The sequence below is a fragment of the Micrococcus sp. KRD077 genome, assembly GCF_017168505.1.
GTDB lineage: Bacteria > Actinomycetota > Actinomycetes > Actinomycetales > Micrococcaceae > Micrococcus > Micrococcus luteus.
Genome location: NZ_JABFAZ010000013.1, coordinates 1 through 16,053, shown reverse-complemented (window position 1 = coordinate 16,053; position 16,053 = coordinate 1). Strand labels below are relative to the sequence as shown.

Below are 16,053 nucleotides of genomic sequence, written 5' to 3'. Positions count from 1 at the left end.
CGTCGTGCGTGGTGTTGGATGGTCCGGTGAACACCACCATCGACACCCCGTCCCCCAACCGACCCGCCTCTGGGCAGGGCACTCCGGCCTACGCCCGGGTGCCCGCGAGCTACTACGACATCTTCGTGGGCGTCTTCATCGCCCTCCTCATCCTCTCCGGCGTCACCGCGGCCAAGCTCTTCTACGGCCCCACCGTCCCGGTCGTCTCGGACCTCTTCTACGACGGCGGCCCCCTCATCTTCGACGGCGGCGCCTTCCTGTTCCCGTTCGCGTACATCGTCGGCGACATCCTCGCCGAGGTGTACGGCTGGCGCCGGGCCCGCCGCGCCATCGTCCTCGGCTTCGCGATGCTCGTGCTCGCCGCCCTCACCTACACGGTGGTCTCCTGGACCACGCCCGTCGAGGGCTTCGAGGTGTGGGACCAGGCCCTCGCGCCCATGCTGCGGATCACCGTGGCCGGCTTCGTCGCGTTCCTCGTGGGCTCCCTGCTCAACGCGTCCATCGTGGTCCGCCTCAAGGAGCGCATGAAGGAACGGCACGTGGCGTTCCGGCTCATCCTCTCCACCGTGGTCGGCCAGTTCTTCGACACCCTGATCTTCTGCACCATCGCCTACGCCGGCACCATCTCGCTGCTGGAACTGGCGAACTACACGGTGACCGGCTTCGCGTACAAGACGCTCGTGGAGATCCTCATCGTGCCGGTGACCCTGCTCGTCATCCGCGCCCTCAAGCGCCGGGAGCCCACCTACCGGGCACCCGGCTTCGAGATCCACCGCGACGACGATCCCGCCCTCGCCCCGGCCGCGTCCCGCTGACCCGCACGGGCCCCGGCGTCGGCCGCGCCGGGGCCCGTCCGTCGCGCGCACCCCGCCCAGCGACTACCGTCGGTGCCATGGGCAAGGACCTCTTCGAGCACGAGCAGCAGCAGACCCTCAGCCGCGAGCAGGCCGCCGCACGCCTGCGCGACCTCGCCGACCAGCTCTCCCGGCAGAACGAGGTGCGGATCGAGCACGGCGGCCGCGACGTCGTCGTCACCGTCCCGGACCGCGTGGGCCTCGAGGTGGAGCTCGAGGTCGAGGACGGCGGCGACGCCGAGCTGGAGATCACCCTCAGCTGGTGACCGGCCCCGGGCCGGCCGCTGCCTCCCCGTGTCTCAGAACGTCCAGGGCTCCCCGGGGGCCAGACGTCGGTAGTCGGTCACGCCCTCGGCGAGACCCGAGAGCACCCCGTCCACCACGCCCTTGCCGTCCTCGCTGAGGATGCCGTCGTGGATGGGGCGGGTGTGCGTCGCCGCGATGGCCCGCATCTGGTCCACCACGTCCGCGATGCGCAGCCATGGCGCCGCGGCGGGCAGCAGGAGCACCTCGACGTCGGCGTCCGGCACCGTGAACGAGTCGCCGGGGTGCAGCACGGCCCCGTCCACGAGGTAGGACACGTTGACCGGGCGCGGCACCTCGGCGTGGATCACCGCGTGCTCCCCGCCGAGCACCTCCACCCGGAAGCCGGCGGCCTCGAACGTCTCCCCGGGGACGGCCGTGTGCACTCGCCCGGCATCGAGCCCCGCCTCCGCCAGCGGCCCCGTGAGGTCCCGTGGCGCCCACACGTGCGTCTCCGTGCCGGCCAACGCCCGGGCCAGCTGCTCGGGGACCACGTGGTCCGGGTGGCCGTGCGTCACGAGGACGGCGTCCGCGCCGTCCAGGACCGCCGCGTCGCTGAACGCGCCGGGGTCGAACGCGAGGCGCCGACCGGCCTTCTCGAGGCGGACGGCCGAGTGGCCGAAGAGGGTCAGGGTCGTGCTCATGCAGATCACTCCTCCGCCCGGCGTCGGGATCCCGGGCGCTCCCAGCCTCCCGCGCGCTCCCGGCGGCGGACAAGGCCCGCGCACCCTCGGTTCTGCCGAGGATGCGCGGGCCGGGCTCCGTCCGCTGCGCGCTCAGGGCGCGGGGAAGCGGGTCAGCGCTGCTGCCCGGGCTGGACGCCCAGCACCTTCGCGTTGGCGGCGGCCACCGGGTCCGGCGTGGCGGTGTCCACCCGCACGCCCTGGCCCGCCGCGGCCGAGCCGGCCTCGGCCACGACCTTCTGCTGCTGGGCGTAGGGGTTGTTGGCCTCCACCACCGGGATGTTCGCGGTGATCGGGCCCGGGACCGGGGCGGTCCACGGATCCTGCACCGGCTTGGTCAGGCGCCACAGGGCGTAGCCGGCGCCGGCGGCGGCGGCCGCCATGCCCGCGACGATCCAGGCGCGGCCGCCCGAGCGCGAGGCCCGGCGACCGGCGGCACGGTTCAGGTCCTTCTCGGCCGCGCCGGCGTACTGCTCGGCACCCTTGCGCAGGCGCTGCACGATCGCCTTGTCCCCGGTGAGCTTGATCAGGGCCTGCTCCAGGGCGTCCGGGACCTCGACGTCGTGGGCGGTCTTGCGGGCGTGCGCGGCGCCGTCGGCCAGGCGGGCGGCGGCCACGGGGAGGACCTCCTCCTTGCGGCGCTGGGCGTAGTCGCCGGCGTCGGCCAGGCGGGCCTGCACCTGCGGGGCCACCTTCCCGCCCTGCTCCTGCAGCGCGGACAGACCCGTGGCGAGGAGGCCGGCGAGGGTCAGGCCGCCCGCGGCGGCGGCGTCCTTGGCCTGGCCGGCGCGGTCGCTGAACAGGGCGGCGGACCGCTGCGCGTCCTTGCGGGCGCCCTTGGCGGCCTTCTTCGCGTCCTTGCGCAGGCCCTTGGCGGCCTGGCGGCCGTCCCGGCGCAGCTGCTTGGCCATGCGGCCCCCACGACGGCGGCCCTTCTTCGCGGCCTTCTCGGCGTCCTTGCGCGCCGCGGCGAACTGCTGCTGCACCTCGTGGCCGGCGTCCTGTGCCTGGGCCTGCAGGTGCTCGAGGAAGTCCTGGACGGTGTCCACGCCCTTGGCGACGGCGGGGGCCAGCAGCCCGTACTGGTGCGCGACGGCCTCACCGGCCTTCCGCGCCCCGCGCTCGACCACGGGGCCGTACTCCTTCTTGGCGTCCTGGGCCTTGCGGCGGCCCTCCTCGGCCGCGGCGGAGCCGCCGATCAGCCCGTAGGCCGCGGCCACCTCGCTCCAGGCGCGGGTGGACTCCACCTTCGGGGCGGCCCAGTGGCGCAGGTTCTCCGCCTGGCGTGCGACGAACGCGTTCGCGCCGCCGTCGTGCTGGATCTCGTCGTGCAGGGTCTTGCGGGCCATGTGATGCCTCCCGTGGGTTCTGGATGGTCGTTGAACGCGGTGGTCCTCGAGGCCCAGCCTAGTGGCCGACCCCCGCCGTGGCACGGGTCCCGGCACGCCGGGAGTGCGTACGCCGATCGCGGACGACCCGCCCCCGGAGGGCGGGATCCGGACGGCCCGCCGCCGCGGATGGAACAATGGGGCTCATGGCGAACAAGACGCACACCGCGACCATCCACACGAACCACGGCGACATCGTCGTCGAGCTGTTCGGCAACCACGCCCCGAAGACCGTGAGGAACTTCGTGGGCCTCGCCACCGGCGAGCAGGAGTGGACCCACCCGCAGACCGGTGAGAAGAACAACGGCGCCCCGCTGTACTCCGGCACCGTGTTCCACCGCATCATCAAGGACTTCATGATCCAGGGCGGCGACCCGCTCGGCGTGGGCATCGGCGGCCCCGGCTACCAGTTCGGCGACGAGATCCACCCCGAGCTGCAGTTCGACCGTCCCTACCTGCTGGCCATGGCCAACGCCGGCCCCGGCACCAACGGCTCGCAGTTCTTCATCACCTCCGTGCCCACCGGCTGGCTCAACGGCAAGCACACCATCTTCGGCGAGGTGAAGGACGAGGCCTCCCAGAAGGTCGTGGACGAGCTCAACGCCGTCGCCACCGATCCCCGTGACCGCCCGCTCGAGGACGTCGTCATCGAGTCCATCGACATCGACGAGGCCTGAGCAGCCCCTCGGTGAGCACCACCCCCTCTGACCCGCACGGCCCGGACTCCGCGGACGGCACACCCCCGGTGTGCCCGCGGCATCCGGGCCGTGCCGCGTATGTGCGCTGCGCCGTCTGCCGGCGCCCCGCGTGCCTCGACTGCCAGCGTCCCGGCTCCGCGGCCGGACCGGTCTGCGTGGACTGTGCGTCCGGCGTCGTGGCCGGCCCTGCTCCGACGGTGGCTCCCGCCGGCGCCGCCGCGTCGGTCCCGGTCCGACGGCGGACGGGCTTCGCCGCCTCGCCCGTCACCTGGATCCTGCTGGCGGTCACGGCGGTGGTCTACGCGGCGCAGTGGCTGACCCGGGATCAGGCGTCCGGCGTGACCGAGGCGCTCTGGTACGCCGGGCTCTACACGTCCCCGTACGGCATGGAGCCGTGGCGGATGGCCTCCTACGCGCTCGTGCACGACGTCTCCGGTCCCACGCACCTGCTGCTGAACATGCTCGCGCTGTGGGTGATCGGGCGCGTGCTCGAGCCCGCGCTGGGCTGGTGGCGGTTCCTCGCCCTCTACGTGCTCTCCGCCGTGGGCGGCGCGGTGTTCGCACTGTGGGTCTCGGACCCGCTGCAGCCCGTCGTCGGGGCGTCCGGCGCCGTGTACGGCATGTTCGCGGCCCTGTTCCTGCTCACCCGGGTGCGGGGCGGGCAGGTGCGCTCGATCGCCGTGCTGATCGGCCTGAACCTCGTGTTCTCGTTCCTGCTGCCCGGGGTGGCCTGGCAGGTGCACGTGGGCGGGCTGCTGACGGGCGCCGTCGTCGCCGTCGTGTTCTCCCTGGCCGGCGGGCTGCGGCCCGGCCGCGCGCGCGTGCCGTCCGTGGGCGCCCAGGCGGCCGGCCTCGTGGTCGTGGCGGCGGCGCTGGCGGCGCTCACGGTGCTCGGCGCCGCCCGGGTCACGGTGGCAGGCCTGCTCGGCTAGGCCGTCGTCCCCGACCGTCCCCGGAGTTCTCCACAGCGGGGTGTGCACTTCTTCCCACAGGGGTGTCCACACCTGTGGACAACTCCGGGGACAACTCGTCTCCGGGCGGGATCGTGCGGATCGGCCATCCACAGGGTTGTCCACCGCTGTGGAGAACTACACGTGTGTCATTCGCTCCAGCGGGACATCATGAGGAACCCGACGAGCGCGATGCCGAAGCCCACGAGGATGTTCCAGCCGCCGATCTGCACGATCGGGAAGAGGCCCTGGGTCAGGTAGTAGACGATGATCCAGAGCAGGCCGAGGATCAGCAGGCCGAACATCACGGCCTTGTACCCGGGGGAGAGGGGCTTCGGACCCGGGTCCACGTCCCCGAGGTCCGTCCGCACGGCGGAGCGGCTGCGGCGCGCGGCCTCGAGCTCCTCGCGCTTCCGACGGGCCGAGTCCTTGCGCTTGCCGGCGGGTGCTGCCACGGGTCTTCTCCTCGGGTGGGGGGGTGGCTTTCCTCCCCGCCGCGTGGGACCGGGGCGGGGACGGTATCCTGCTGACCTGCCCAGGACCGGGGTCAGCGACGTGCCCGGCCAGTCTATGCACCCCGCTCCCACGCGGCGGGGAGGAAAGAGCGCCCCCGTGCAGAGCCCCGAGGTCTCCGTCCTCGTCGTCGATAACTACGACAGCTTCGTCTACACCCTGGTGGGCTACCTCGAGCAGCTCGGGGCCCGCACCACCGTGATCCGCAACGACGAGGTCACCCCCGCCCGCGCCCTCGAGCTCGCGGCCGCGCACACGGCCGTGCTCATCTCGCCCGGGCCGGGCGCGCCCGCCGACGCCGGTGTCTCCCTCGACCTCATCCGCTCCGCCGCCGACGGCGGCCGTCCGCTCTTCGGGGTGTGCCTGGGGCACCAGGCCATCGCGGAGGCGTTCGGCGCCACCGTGACGCACGCGGAGTCCCTCATGCACGGCAAGACGTCCCTGGTCCGCCACGGCGAGCACCCCATGTTCGAGGGCGTCCCCTCGCCGTTCACCGCCACCCGCTACCACTCGCTGGCCGCCGTGCGGCCCACCGTGGACGAGGCGGTCCTGGAGATCACCGCCGAGACCGAGGACGGCGTCGTGATGGGACTGGCCCACCGCACCGCGCCCCTGTGGGGCGTGCAGTTCCACCCCGAGTCCGTGCTCACCGAGGGCGGCTACCGGATGCTCGGCAACTGGCTCGAGTCCGTGGGGCTCTCCGGGGCCGCCGAGCGCGGCGGTCGGCTCTCGCCCCTCGTCCGCCAGGACTGACCGGTCCCGGGGCCCGGTTCGCGGGTCGGACGGCGCCCCGGCCGCTCAGGTGGACGGCGGCGGGTCGATCGAGGGCTCGGGGTCCGGCGTCAGCGTCGGCAGCGGGTCCACCGGCGTCGCGGTGGGCGAGGTGCTCGGCGACTGCTCGGTCGGCTCCGGCGAGGTCGACGGGGCCGCCGACGTCGACGACGGGCTCTGCGTCGGCGACGGCGTCGCGGTCGCCGTCGGCTCGGGGGTGGGCTTGGCCGAGGCGGACGGCGAGGGCGACGGCTCCGCGCTCTCGGAGGGCTCCGCGCTCTCCGACGGCGGGGGGCTCGGTGACGCGGACGCCGACGGCGTGGGCTCGGGCGCCTCGCTGGACGGCGGCGCCGGCTCGGAGGGCTCGGCCGTGGGCGCGATCCACGAGGACGCCGTCAGGGTCAGGGAGGAGCGGTTGTCCACGCGGACGCCGGCGGGCGGATCCTGGGCCACGACCGTGCCGGTGTCGGTGGTCGCGCCGTCCTCGTCCTGGATCCGCACGCGCAGCTCGGGGGCGCTCAGCGCCAGCTGACGCCGCGCGTCCGGAGCGCTCATCCCCACCACGTCCGGCACGGCGACCATGCCGCTGGACAGGTGCAGCACCACGGAGGAGCCGGGCGGCACGTGGGTGCCCATCGCGGGGTCGGTGCGGGCGAGCAGCCCGCGCTCGAGTCGGCCGTCGTCCTGGTACTGCACGGAGGAGACGCGCAGGCCCAGCCGTTCCAGCTCGCGGCGGGCCGCGTCCTCGGACAGCCCGTGCAGGGAGTCGGACAGCGCGATGCCCTCCTTGCCGCGGGACACCCGGATCCGCACCTCGGCCCCGCGGGGCACCTCCGTGCCCGTCTGCGGGTCGCTCTGGGTGACGGCCCCGTCCGGGGCGTCGGCCATGTACGCCGACGAGACGACGGCCACCAGGCCCGCGTCCTCGAGCGCCGCGACCGCCTCGTCCTGCTGCAGCCCCACCACCGCGGGCACCTCCACGGTGTTGCGCAGGGCCGCCGCGAGCCACGGCGCCAGGACCAGGGCCAGCGCGACCAGGACCACGCCGGCCGCCAGGAGCGTGCGCCGGCGGAGGCGCCGGCGGACGCGACGGTGCGTGGCCGTCGCTGGCGCCGGCGTGTCCCCTTGCGGTTCGGGCCGGGGCGTCGCGACCGCACCGGGCATCACCGGCTGGCCGACCGTCACCGGGCGGGGGCCGTCCATGGCGGCGGCGGCGGCAAGCTGCGCGGCGGAGGCGGCGCCGAGCAGTCCCGCACCCGCCACGGCATGGTTCGCCGCCTGGGGCTGTGCGGCGTCCGGCTCGGCCGGGACGGAGGGCGTCGGCCGGGTCAGCGGGACCGTGGCCGTCGGCACGTCGGCGTCGTCGGCCCCGTGCTCCGCGGGCGTGGCGCGCGGCACCGCGCCGCCCGCGCCGACTGGGGCGGGATTGCCGGCACCGAGCGGCGGGGTGTGACGGCCGGGGGCGGCGTGCGGATCCGCCGCGGCCTCCTCGAGGGCCGCGAGGAACGCGGCGCCGGTGGGGAACCGGTCCTGTGGATCCTTGCGCAGCGCGCGCAGCACCACGGGGTCGAACGCGGGCGGCAGGTCGGGGTCGACGTCGGAGGGCGCCGGCGGCTCCTCGCGCACGTGCTGGTAGGCCACGGCCAGCGGCGTGTCACCCGTGAAGGGGGGTCGGCCCGTGAGCAGCTCGAACAGCAGGCAGCCGGCCGCGTAGAGGTCGGCGCGGCCGTCCACGGTGCGGCCCGTCGCCTGCTCCGGAGCCAGGTAGAGGGCCGTACCCACCACGGCCTGGGTCTGCGACGTGGTGGCGGAGGTGTCGGCCAGCGCATGGGCGATCCCGAAGTCCATCACCTTCACGGCGCCCGTCTCCGTGACCATGACGTTCGCGGGCTTCACATCGCGGTGGACGATGCCCTCCTCGTGCGCGTGCTCGAGCGCTTCCAGCACGCCCCGGGTCCAGGCCACGGCACGGTCCGTGCCCACGGCGCCCTCGGCGTGCAGGATCTCCCGCAGCGTCCGGCCGGAGACGAGCTCCATCACCAGGAACGGGCAGTCCACCGGATGGAGGCCGTCCTCGAGGGAGACCTCGCCCGTGTCGTACACGGAGACGATCGAGGGGTGGTTCAGGGAGGCCGCCGAGCGTGCCTCCTTGCGGAAGCGCGCCTGGAAGTGCGGATCGCGCGCCAGGTCCCGGCGCATCAGCTTGACCGCCACCGGGCGGTGCAGCCGCAGGTCCTCGCCGCGGAAGACGTCCGCCATGCCGCCGCGCCCGATCAGCTCACCGATCCGGTACCGCCCGTTCAGGATCCTCTGCTCATCCACAGACACGTCCGCGTGCCCGTCCCGCCCGCCGCTCAAGCGGAGGGCGTGGCGTCGGCGGACGAGGCCTCCGCACCACGCGCGTCAGCGGACGGGTCGGTGGTGGGCTCGCCCGTCGGTGCCGTGGACTCCCCGGAGGACTCCGTCGTCGGATCCCCCGTGGGCGTCGTCGGCTCCTCGGACGGCTCCGGCGTGGGCTCCGGGTCGGCGGTGGCTGTCGGGGATTCGGCGGTGGGGGACGGGCTGGGCTCGTCCGAGGCCGACGGGCTCGGCCCGGTGCTCGGCTCCTCCGACGCGCTGGGCTCCGGCTCCGAGGCGGGCTGGGACGCCTCGCGGGTCGGCGCGGCGTCGGACCCGCCGGTGGCCACGATCAGCTGCACGTGCGTGTCATAGCGGTGTCGCTCGCCCTCGCCGGGCACCACGCGCACCACCTCGCCGTCGGCGCCGTCGGCGGACGGGTCGTCCACCCGGTCCACGGTGAAGCCGCGGTCGCGCAGCGTCTGGATCGCGCTCTCCACGGGCTGGCCCACGAGGCCCTCCGGGATGACGCCCTCCCCGGTGGAGACGGCCAGCGTGACGGTCTCACCGCGCCGCAGCGCCCCCACGGGGTTGATCTCCTCGACGGTGCCCTGCGGGCTCTGCGCGTCGCGGTCCTCCTCGCGCACCGCCAGGCCGAGGCCCTCGAGCTCGGTGCGCACCTCGCTCACGGGGCGACCCTTGTACGCCTCCGGGTCCACGTGCACGGACGACTCCTCCTGCGAGGTCGCCGGCGCCGAGCCGCCGACGCCGCGGCCACCCGTGAGCAGCGGCCACAGCAGGGCCCCCAGCAGGGCGAACACCACGAGCCCGAGCAGCGCCCACAGCGGCCAGCGGTTGGCGCGTCGCCGGCGGGCGGGTGCGGAGCCGCCCCCGGCGGGCGGGCCCGGGTCCACGACGTCGCCCGGGCGGGTCTGCTGATCACGCACGGCGGCGATCTCGTGGTCGCGCGTGCTCGCGCTCGCGGCGGCGCCGGCCACACCGGCCGCGCCCACGGCCGCCGCACCGGCGGCGCCGGGGCCGCGGGCGTCGTCGTCGGTGCGGGGCTGGGCCGCGGTCACCGGCAGCGCCGCGGTGGCGGGGAAGCCGTCCGTCCGGGTGCCCTCGGCGCGGGGATGGGTGGTGCGCATGCCGTCGTAGTCCAGGGGGGCGGTCTCGGCGCCCGAGGGGTCGGCCACGCCCTGCTCCTCGAGGAAGGCGGCCAGGCCGGGCACGGCCTCCACCGCGCCGCGGGTGTCCTTGCGACGCAGCGCGTCGGCGGCCTCCGAGAGCGCGGTCGCGTCCGAGGGCCGCTCCTTGGGGTCCTTCGAGAGCATGCACATGATCAGGGCGCGCACCGGGGCCGGGACGGTGTCCGGCAGGGGCGGCGGGGTGTCGTTGACCTGGGCGAGGGCGATCGCGATCTGGGACTCGCCCGTGAACGGGCGATGCCCGGCGAGGGCCTCGTAGCCGATGATGCCCAGCGAGTAGAGGTCGGAGGAGCCGGTGGCTTGCTGCCCCGTGGCCTGCTCGGGCGCGAGGTACTGGGCGGTGCCCATCACCTGGCCGGTGGCCGTGAGCGGGACCTGGTCCGCCAGGCGCGCGATGCCGAAGTCCGTCACCTTCACCCGGCCGGTGGGCGTGATCATGAGGTTGCCGGGCTTGACGTCGCGGTGCACGAGCCCCTGGGCGTGGGCCGCCGAGAGCGCGGCCGCCGTCTGCGCGATGATCCGCAGGGTCCGCTCGGGGGAGAGCACCTTCTCCTTCTCGAGGATGGAGGACAGCGGCTGGCCCGGCACGAGCTCCATGACGAGGTAGGCGGAGCCCTTCTCCTCGCCGTAGTCGTAGACGTTGGCGACGCCGGGGTGGTTCAGCAGCGCCGTGTGCTGGGCCTCCGCCCGGAAGCGGCGCAGGAAGTTGGGGTCACCTGTGTACTCCTCCTTGAGGATCTTCACGGCGGTGATCCGGCCCAGGACCTTGTCCCGCGCCTTCCACACCTCGCCCATGCCGCCGATCGCGATGCGATCGGTCAACTGGTACCTGCCGCCGAGGGTGATGCCCGATGTCGGCCTCATTCCGTGACCACCGCTTCCATGATTGCCTTCATGCCACTGACGACTGTCTGATGTCCAACCCCCGGCGGCTCGTCCTCCACCACGATCGTCACGGCCGCCCGGGGGTTCTCGCTCGCGTCGAAGCCGGTGATCCAGGAGTGCACGTTGCCCGTGTCCCCGACCTCGGCCGTGCCCGACTTCGCCGCGATCCGCACCGTGTCCGACTGCACGGATCCCAGGATGCCGTCCTCCACCGCCGAGACCATCATGTCCGAGACCTGCCCGGCCACCTCGGGGGTCGTGGCCCGGCCGCGCTCACGGGGGCTGAACTCCTGCACCGTGGTGAGGTCCGAACGGCGGACCGCCTTGATCAGCTGCGGCTCCATGACCACGCCGTCGTTCGCGATGCCGGCGGCCACCATAGCCATCTGCAGCGCGGTGGCCTGCACGTCCCGCTGGCCGATCGAGGACTGCGCCAGCGCGGCGTCGTCCAGGTCGGAGGGGAACACGGAGCCGGTCACGGGCAGCGGGTAGTCGAAGGAGTCGTTGAAGCCGAACCGCTCGGCGACCTCCCGGATCCGGTCCTGGCCCAGCTCGACGGCGGCCATGGCGAACGGCGTGTTGCAGGACTGCGCCAGCGCCCACGTGAGGGTCTGACGCCCCACGGTGTTGCACGGTGAGCCGTCGTAATTGGGCAGCTCCGTGGTCGTGCCGGGCAGCGTCCACGCGGCGGGGATGTCCACCGTCCCGTCCGGGGTGTAGTCACCGGACTCGAGCATGGCCACCGCGTCGATCAGCTTGAACGTGGAGCCGGGGGACACGAGCTGCTCCGCGGCGCGGTTGCGGTACGCGCTGGCACCGGGGATCTGGTCGATCGCGGCCATGGCCGCCTGCGCCTCGGCCGGGCTGTGCGAGGAGAGCGCGTTGGAGTCGAAGCTCGGCTTCGACACCATGGCCAGGATCTCGCCTGTCGTCGGGTCCGTGACCACGGCGGAGGCGCGCACGCCGTCCGGGAGCGCGTCGTACGCCAGGCGCTGCAGCTCGGGGTCGATCGTCAGCTCCACCTGGTCGCCCTCAGGCGTGGCACCCGTGATGATCTCCATGGCGCGGTCCACGAACTGGGACGTGGGGGTGCCGGAGAGCTGCTCGTTCATGGCCGCCTCCAGCCCGTCGGTGCCGTAGGTGAGCGAATAGAAGCCTGTGAGCGGGGCGTACAGCTCGGGCTCGTGGTAGACGCGCTGGTAGTGGTACGCGTCGTCGGAGGGGACGGACTCGGCGATCGGCTCGCCGTCCACGAGGATCGGCCCGCGCGGGGCGCCGAACTCCAGGAACATCTGCCGCGAGTTCAGGGCGTGCGTCTTGAGCTGGTCCGCGGCCAGCACCTGGATGACGGACGCGGCCAGCGCGAGCACCAGGATCATGGCCGCCATGACGGTCCACGTGCGTCGGATCGCCTCGTTCACCGCTCCTCACCTCCTCCCGGGGGCACGGCCGCCGCCGGGAGCGCCGTGCCGGGGTCGAGGTGGCCGGCGCCGGGCCCGGACGCGTTGACCATCCCGTCCACGACCACGGGACGGCGGGCGGCGTTCGAGATGCGCAGCACGAGCCCCACGATGATCCAGTTGGCCAGCAGCGACGAGCCGCCGGCGGCGAGGAACGGCGTCGTGAGGCCGGTGAGCGGCAGCACGAGGGTCACGCCGCCCATCACCACGAACACCTGCCACGCCATGGTGAAGGCCAGGCCGGAGGCGAGCACCTTGCCGAACGCGTCGCGCACGCCGAGGGCGGCGCGCATCATGCGGGTGACGAGCAGGAGGTACAGGACGAGCACGGCGGCCAGGCCCACGAAGCCGAGCTCCTCGCCGATGGCCGTGAGGATCATGTCCGAGAAGGACAGCGGCACCTGGGTGGGGTTGCCCGCGCCCAGGCCGGTGCCCATCAGCCCGCCTGAGGCCATCGCGAACAGGCCCTGGACCACCTGGTAGGAGCCGCCGAAGTCGCGATGGTAGATCTCGGGGTCGAAGGCCCTCAGCCAGATCTCGAACCTGGCGGTCACGTGCGGCATGAACAGGAACGCCAGCGCCGCGCCGAAGGCGATCAGGCCCAGGCCGAGGAGGATCCAGGAGGCGCGGGACGTGGCGATGTAGAGCATCGCCATGAACATGCCGAAGAACAGCAGGGCCGAGCCCAGGTCGCGCTGGAACACGAGCACGCCGAGCGCCAGGAGCCAGCCGGCCAGCAACGGGCCGAGGTCCCGGGCTCGGGGGAAGGTCACCGGGCCCACACGGCGGCCGGCCAGCAGGATCAGGTCGCGGTTCGCGGAGAGGTAGCCGGCGAAGAAGATGGCCAGCGTGATCTTGGCGATCTCGCCGGGCTGGAAGGTGCCGAATCCGACGTCGATCCAGATCCGCGCCCCGTACATGCTCAGGCCCAGCCCGGGCACGAGCGGCAGGAGCAGCAGCACGCCGGACGCGGCGAGGAACAGGTAGGGCCAGCGCCGCAGCACCCGGTGGTCGCGCACCAGGAACACCAGGGCGGAGGCCACCAGGACGGCCAGGACGGACCACACGAGCTGCGAGGTGGGGTTGGCCATCGCGGCGTCCTGGCTCAGCCGGTGGATCATGGCCAGGCCCAGCCCGTTGAGCAGGGCGGTGATCGGCAGCATGAACGGGTCCGCGTAGGGGGCCCGCAGCCGCAGGACCACGTGCAGCACGAGGGTGGCGGCGCCGAAGATGCCCAGCGGCACCCAGGCGGTGGAGTCCAGCGGGGCATCCGTGCCGATCATGCCCAGCAGGTCCGCCCCCAGGGCGATGGTCAGGGCGGCCAGCAGCAGGACCAGTTCGATGTTCCGGCGCGGGCGTGCGGGGGAGATCACCTCGGTCACGGGGCCTCACCTCCCGTCGCGCTCGGGGACGACGCCGGGCTCGTCGGCGCGGTGGAGCCGGACGCGTCCGAGGGGCGGGCGGAGGACGACGACGGCGTCGTGCTCGGCCGGGCCCGCTCGGAGGGCTCACCGGCGGGGGCGGGGGCGTTCGGGTGCAGCGAGTCGCGCAGCTCGGCGACGATCTGCTCCGCGTGGTCCACGTCCCGGGCGGGCATGCCGGCGTTCACGCGGTCGCGTGCGTACGCGGGCAGCGCGTCCACCGGGAGGTCGGTCTGGCGGTCCACGTGGGACAGCTCGAGCGGGCCCAGCCGCTGGGAGACGCCCTTGAACACGGCGATCCGGCCGTCGTTGGCCCCCACGTAGTACTGCGTCTGGGTCCACAGGTAGCCCCACACGGCCACGGCCGCGAGGGTGAGGGCGAGCAGCGTGGTGAACACGGGGATGAACCAGCCGCGGCGGTACTGCACCGGGCGGTCGTCCTTTCCACGCCGCCGACGCGCGGCCCCGTCCTCGGGGCCGCCGGCGGGCCCGGAGGTCGCCGGGGCCGGGGTGGGGGCCGTGGCCGACGCCTCGGCGGCCTCGTCGGACGGCTGGTCGGCAGCGGTGGCGGCCGGTGTGGCGGCGGAGGAGGAGCCGACGGCGGCCGCGGTGCCGCGCGGCGCGGCGGGCGGGGCGGACGGGTCCGGGCGCGCGGCGACGTCGGGATCCGGCCCGTCCGTGAGGACGGCCGCGGTGCGCCGGGGACGGTTCTCCGGCACGGGCGTCTCGCCGAGCAGGGCAGCGGCGCGGCGGCGCGTGGAGCTGCGGGTGACCACGGGGATGCGATCGGTCCTCACAGCGTTGGAGGCCGCGCCGACGAGCAGGTGGGGTCGTGCGTCCAGGTCCTCGCGCAGCAGCAGGCCGGAGACCGGGCCGACCTCGGGCGGGTGGGCCGCGGCGAGGGCCTGCTCGGACAGGTGGACGTCCGGGACGGGGGCCAGCTCCTCCGCCGTGCCCTCCGCGATCTCGAACGCCACCACGGTGACGTTGTCCGGGGCGCCGCCCTTGAGGGTCAGGTCCACGAGGGTGTCGACGGCCTGGTTGAGAGCCTCCGAGTCCCGCAGCACCTCGTGGATCTTCTCGGGGGAGACCACGTCCGTGAGGCCGTCCGAGCAGAACAGCCAGCGCTCTCCGGGGGCGACGGGCACCTCGAACACGTCCAGCTCGGGGGAGGCGTCCACGTCGCCGAGCACGCGCATGAGCACGTTCTTGTTCGGATGGAACGGGGCCTCCCCGGCCTCGAGACGCCCCTCGTCCACGAGCTTCTGCACGAACGTGTGGTCCGTGGTGACCTGGGAGAACTCGCCGTTCGCGAGCCGGTAGGCACGGGAGTCGCCGATGTGCGCGATGTGCAGCGTGGTCCCCGCGAGCAGGGCGGCGGTGCACGTGGTGCCCATGCCGGCGAGCTTGGGGTTGGCGTGCACCAGCTCGTTGAGGATCAGGTTGGCGTTCTGGATCTCGTCCGGCAGCACCGTGGCCGGGTCCTCGTAGCCCACCGCATCCAGCGGGGCCAGGTCCAGCACCGTGGACGCGCTTGCCACGTCGCCGCCCACGTGCCCGCCCATGCCGTCCGCGAGCACGACCAGATGACGGCCCACGTAGGCGGAGTCGTCGTTCTTGGCACGGACGCGGCCGACGTCGGAGCGGGCGGCGTAGCGGAGGACGAGGGTCATGGGTCAGGCCTCGAGCTCCATGACGGTCTTGCCGATGCGGATGGCCGTGCCGGGGCCCACGGGCACCGCGCGGGTGACGGGGGCGCCGTTGACGTAGGTGCCGTTCGTGGAGCCGAGGTCCTCGAGGAACCAGCGGGTGCCCTGGGGGAACAGCCGGGCGTGGCGGCCGGAGGCGTAGTCGTCCACGAGCACCAGGTCGGCGTCCTGGGCGCGGCCCATCAGCAGGGGACGGCCCTCCAGGGCGATGGTCTGCCCGGCCTTCGGGCCCTCGACCACCCGCAGAGTCCGGGACAGCCGCGGGGCCGGCGTCGTCGGCGCGGACGCGGCGGGGGACGGCGTCGACGCGGGCGCGGGGCGGTCGACCGCGGACGAGCCCGCCCCGGCGGCCCCGGCCGCGGGCACCGCGGTGACCAGGCCGGCGTCGCGCTGGGCCTGCTGGAGGCGCGTCTTGTTCCGCCGGCCGACCACGAGGTCGCGGCCCTGCGCCATGACGATGGAGATGATCAGCACCCACAGGGCCAGCAGCAGGCCCATGCGGAGCACGGCGACGGCGAGCTCGCTCATGCGCGGCCCCCCGTCCCGCCGAAGAACAGCAGCTCGGTCTGGCCGACGGTCACCACGTCCCCGTCGCGCAGGGTGACGGAGCCGTCCACGCGGCGGCCGTTGACGAGCACGCCGTTGCGGCTGCCCAGGTCCAGGAGCGTGACCGTGGAGCCGACGGTGAGCAGGCGCAGGTGCTCGCGGGACACCGAGGAGTCCGGGATCACGAGGTCGGCACGCTCGGCCGAGCGGCCGAGGATCAGGTCGTCCCCGTCCAGGGGGAGCATGCGGCCGTCCAGCTCGAGTGCCGGGCCGGCGGGCTCGGTCACGGGGCGGCCCATCACGACGGTCGGCTGGTCGGCGTGGGAG

Annotated in this window: 15 protein-coding genes; 5 read left to right on the top strand and 10 right to left on the bottom strand. The window is 74.0% G+C overall.

Annotation, left to right across the window (positions count from 1 at the left end):
• Nucleotides 1–26: 26 nt before the first annotated feature.
• On the top strand, nucleotides 27–815 hold the full coding sequence (locus tag J1M39_RS04585) for a queuosine precursor transporter (protein WP_206496502.1): 789 nt from the start codon (nucleotides 27–29) through the stop codon (nucleotides 813–815).
• A gap of 77 nt (nucleotides 816–892) precedes the next feature.
• On the top strand, nucleotides 893–1,120 hold the full coding sequence (locus J1M39_RS04580; protein WP_049161426.1) for an amphi-Trp domain-containing protein: 228 nt from the start codon (nucleotides 893–895) through the stop codon (nucleotides 1,118–1,120).
• Between the two features lie 33 nt (nucleotides 1,121–1,153).
• Here J1M39_RS04580 and J1M39_RS04575 read toward each other — a convergent pair whose 3' ends face one another.
• On the bottom strand, nucleotides 1,154–1,801 hold the full coding sequence (locus J1M39_RS04575; protein ID WP_206496501.1) for an MBL fold metallo-hydrolase: 648 nt from the start codon (nucleotides 1,799–1,801) through the stop codon (nucleotides 1,154–1,156).
• A gap of 152 nt (nucleotides 1,802–1,953) precedes the next feature.
• Nucleotides 1,954–3,189: a hypothetical protein gene (locus J1M39_RS04570; RefSeq protein WP_206496500.1), complete on the bottom strand. Its 1,236-nt coding sequence runs from the start codon at nucleotides 3,187–3,189 to the stop codon at nucleotides 1,954–1,956.
• 185 nt (nucleotides 3,190–3,374) lie between these two features.
• Here J1M39_RS04570 and J1M39_RS04565 point away from each other — a divergent pair, with 185 nt between their 5' ends.
• Complete coding sequence (locus tag J1M39_RS04565) at nucleotides 3,375–3,905, top strand: peptidylprolyl isomerase (RefSeq protein WP_206496499.1); 531 nt, start codon at nucleotides 3,375–3,377, stop codon at nucleotides 3,903–3,905.
• 218 nt (nucleotides 3,906–4,123) lie between these two features.
• Nucleotides 4,124–4,858, top strand: a complete 735-nt coding sequence (locus tag J1M39_RS04560; RefSeq protein ID WP_342356363.1) for a rhomboid family intramembrane serine protease — start codon at nucleotides 4,124–4,126, stop codon at nucleotides 4,856–4,858.
• 167 nt (nucleotides 4,859–5,025) lie between these two features.
• Here J1M39_RS04560 and J1M39_RS04555 read toward each other — a convergent pair whose 3' ends face one another.
• Nucleotides 5,026–5,331: a cell division protein CrgA gene (locus J1M39_RS04555; protein WP_044659935.1), complete on the bottom strand. Its 306-nt coding sequence runs from the start codon at nucleotides 5,329–5,331 to the stop codon at nucleotides 5,026–5,028.
• Nucleotides 5,332–5,488: 157 nt separating this feature from the next.
• Between J1M39_RS04555 and J1M39_RS04550 the strand changes: the two genes are divergently transcribed.
• Nucleotides 5,489–6,142: a glutamine amidotransferase-related protein gene (locus tag J1M39_RS04550; protein WP_206496498.1), complete on the top strand. Its 654-nt coding sequence runs from the start codon at nucleotides 5,489–5,491 to the stop codon at nucleotides 6,140–6,142.
• A 45-nt stretch (nucleotides 6,143–6,187) separates the two neighbouring features.
• Here J1M39_RS04550 and pknB read toward each other — a convergent pair whose 3' ends face one another.
• From pknB to J1M39_RS04515, 7 genes are all read right to left on the bottom strand, one after another.
• Nucleotides 6,188–8,482, bottom strand: a complete 2,295-nt coding sequence (pknB, locus tag J1M39_RS04545; protein WP_206496497.1) for a Stk1 family PASTA domain-containing Ser/Thr kinase — start codon at nucleotides 8,480–8,482, stop codon at nucleotides 6,188–6,190.
• Between the two features lie 32 nt (nucleotides 8,483–8,514).
• The gene (locus J1M39_RS04540) at nucleotides 8,515–10,569 is read right to left on the bottom strand and encodes a protein kinase domain-containing protein (RefSeq protein WP_179288598.1); all 2,055 of its coding nucleotides are present in this window, start codon (nucleotides 10,567–10,569) and stop codon (nucleotides 8,515–8,517) included.
• On the bottom strand, nucleotides 10,566–12,011 hold the full coding sequence (locus J1M39_RS04535) for a peptidoglycan D,D-transpeptidase FtsI family protein (RefSeq protein WP_036384638.1): 1,446 nt from the start codon (nucleotides 12,009–12,011) through the stop codon (nucleotides 10,566–10,568). Before J1M39_RS04535 ends, J1M39_RS04540 begins: the two co-directional genes overlap by 4 nt.
• Nucleotides 12,008–13,432, bottom strand: a complete 1,425-nt coding sequence (locus J1M39_RS04530) for an FtsW/RodA/SpoVE family cell cycle protein (protein ID WP_060973821.1) — start codon at nucleotides 13,430–13,432, stop codon at nucleotides 12,008–12,010. The genes J1M39_RS04535 and J1M39_RS04530 overlap by 4 nt, the downstream gene beginning before the upstream one ends.
• Nucleotides 13,429–15,144, bottom strand: coding sequence for a PP2C family protein-serine/threonine phosphatase (locus J1M39_RS04525; protein WP_078026172.1), 1,716 nt, complete (start codon nucleotides 15,142–15,144; stop codon nucleotides 13,429–13,431). The genes J1M39_RS04530 and J1M39_RS04525 overlap by 4 nt, the downstream gene beginning before the upstream one ends.
• Before the next feature lie 3 nt (nucleotides 15,145–15,147).
• Nucleotides 15,148–15,708, bottom strand: coding sequence for an FHA domain-containing protein FhaB/FipA (locus J1M39_RS04520; protein ID WP_010079714.1), 561 nt, complete (start codon nucleotides 15,706–15,708; stop codon nucleotides 15,148–15,150).
• On the bottom strand, nucleotides 15,705–16,053 hold a 349-nt coding region (locus J1M39_RS04515), incomplete at its 5' end, for an FHA domain-containing protein (protein ID WP_206482074.1). The genes J1M39_RS04515 and J1M39_RS04520, both read right to left, overlap by 4 nt.

Excerpts from the sequence above, each read along its gene's own strand:
- J1M39_RS04580 (WP_049161426.1), top strand. The coding sequence starts at position 893 with ATGGGCAAGGACCTCTTCGAGCACGAGCAGCAGCAGACCCTCAGCCGC.
- J1M39_RS04575 (WP_206496501.1), bottom strand. The coding sequence starts at position 1,801 with ATGAGCACGACCCTGACCCTCTTCGGCCACTCGGCCGTCCGCCTCGAG.
- J1M39_RS04570 (WP_206496500.1), bottom strand. The coding sequence starts at position 3,189 with ATGGCCCGCAAGACCCTGCACGACGAGATCCAGCACGACGGCGGCGCG.
- J1M39_RS04565 (WP_206496499.1), top strand. The coding sequence starts at position 3,375 with ATGGCGAACAAGACGCACACCGCGACCATCCACACGAACCACGGCGAC.
- J1M39_RS04540 (WP_179288598.1), bottom strand. The coding sequence starts at position 10,569 with ATGAGGCCGACATCGGGCATCACCCTCGGCGGCAGGTACCAGTTGACC.
- J1M39_RS04525 (WP_078026172.1), bottom strand. The coding sequence starts at position 15,144 with ATGACCCTCGTCCTCCGCTACGCCGCCCGCTCCGACGTCGGCCGCGTC.
- J1M39_RS04520 (WP_010079714.1), bottom strand. The coding sequence starts at position 15,708 with ATGAGCGAGCTCGCCGTCGCCGTGCTCCGCATGGGCCTGCTGCTGGCC.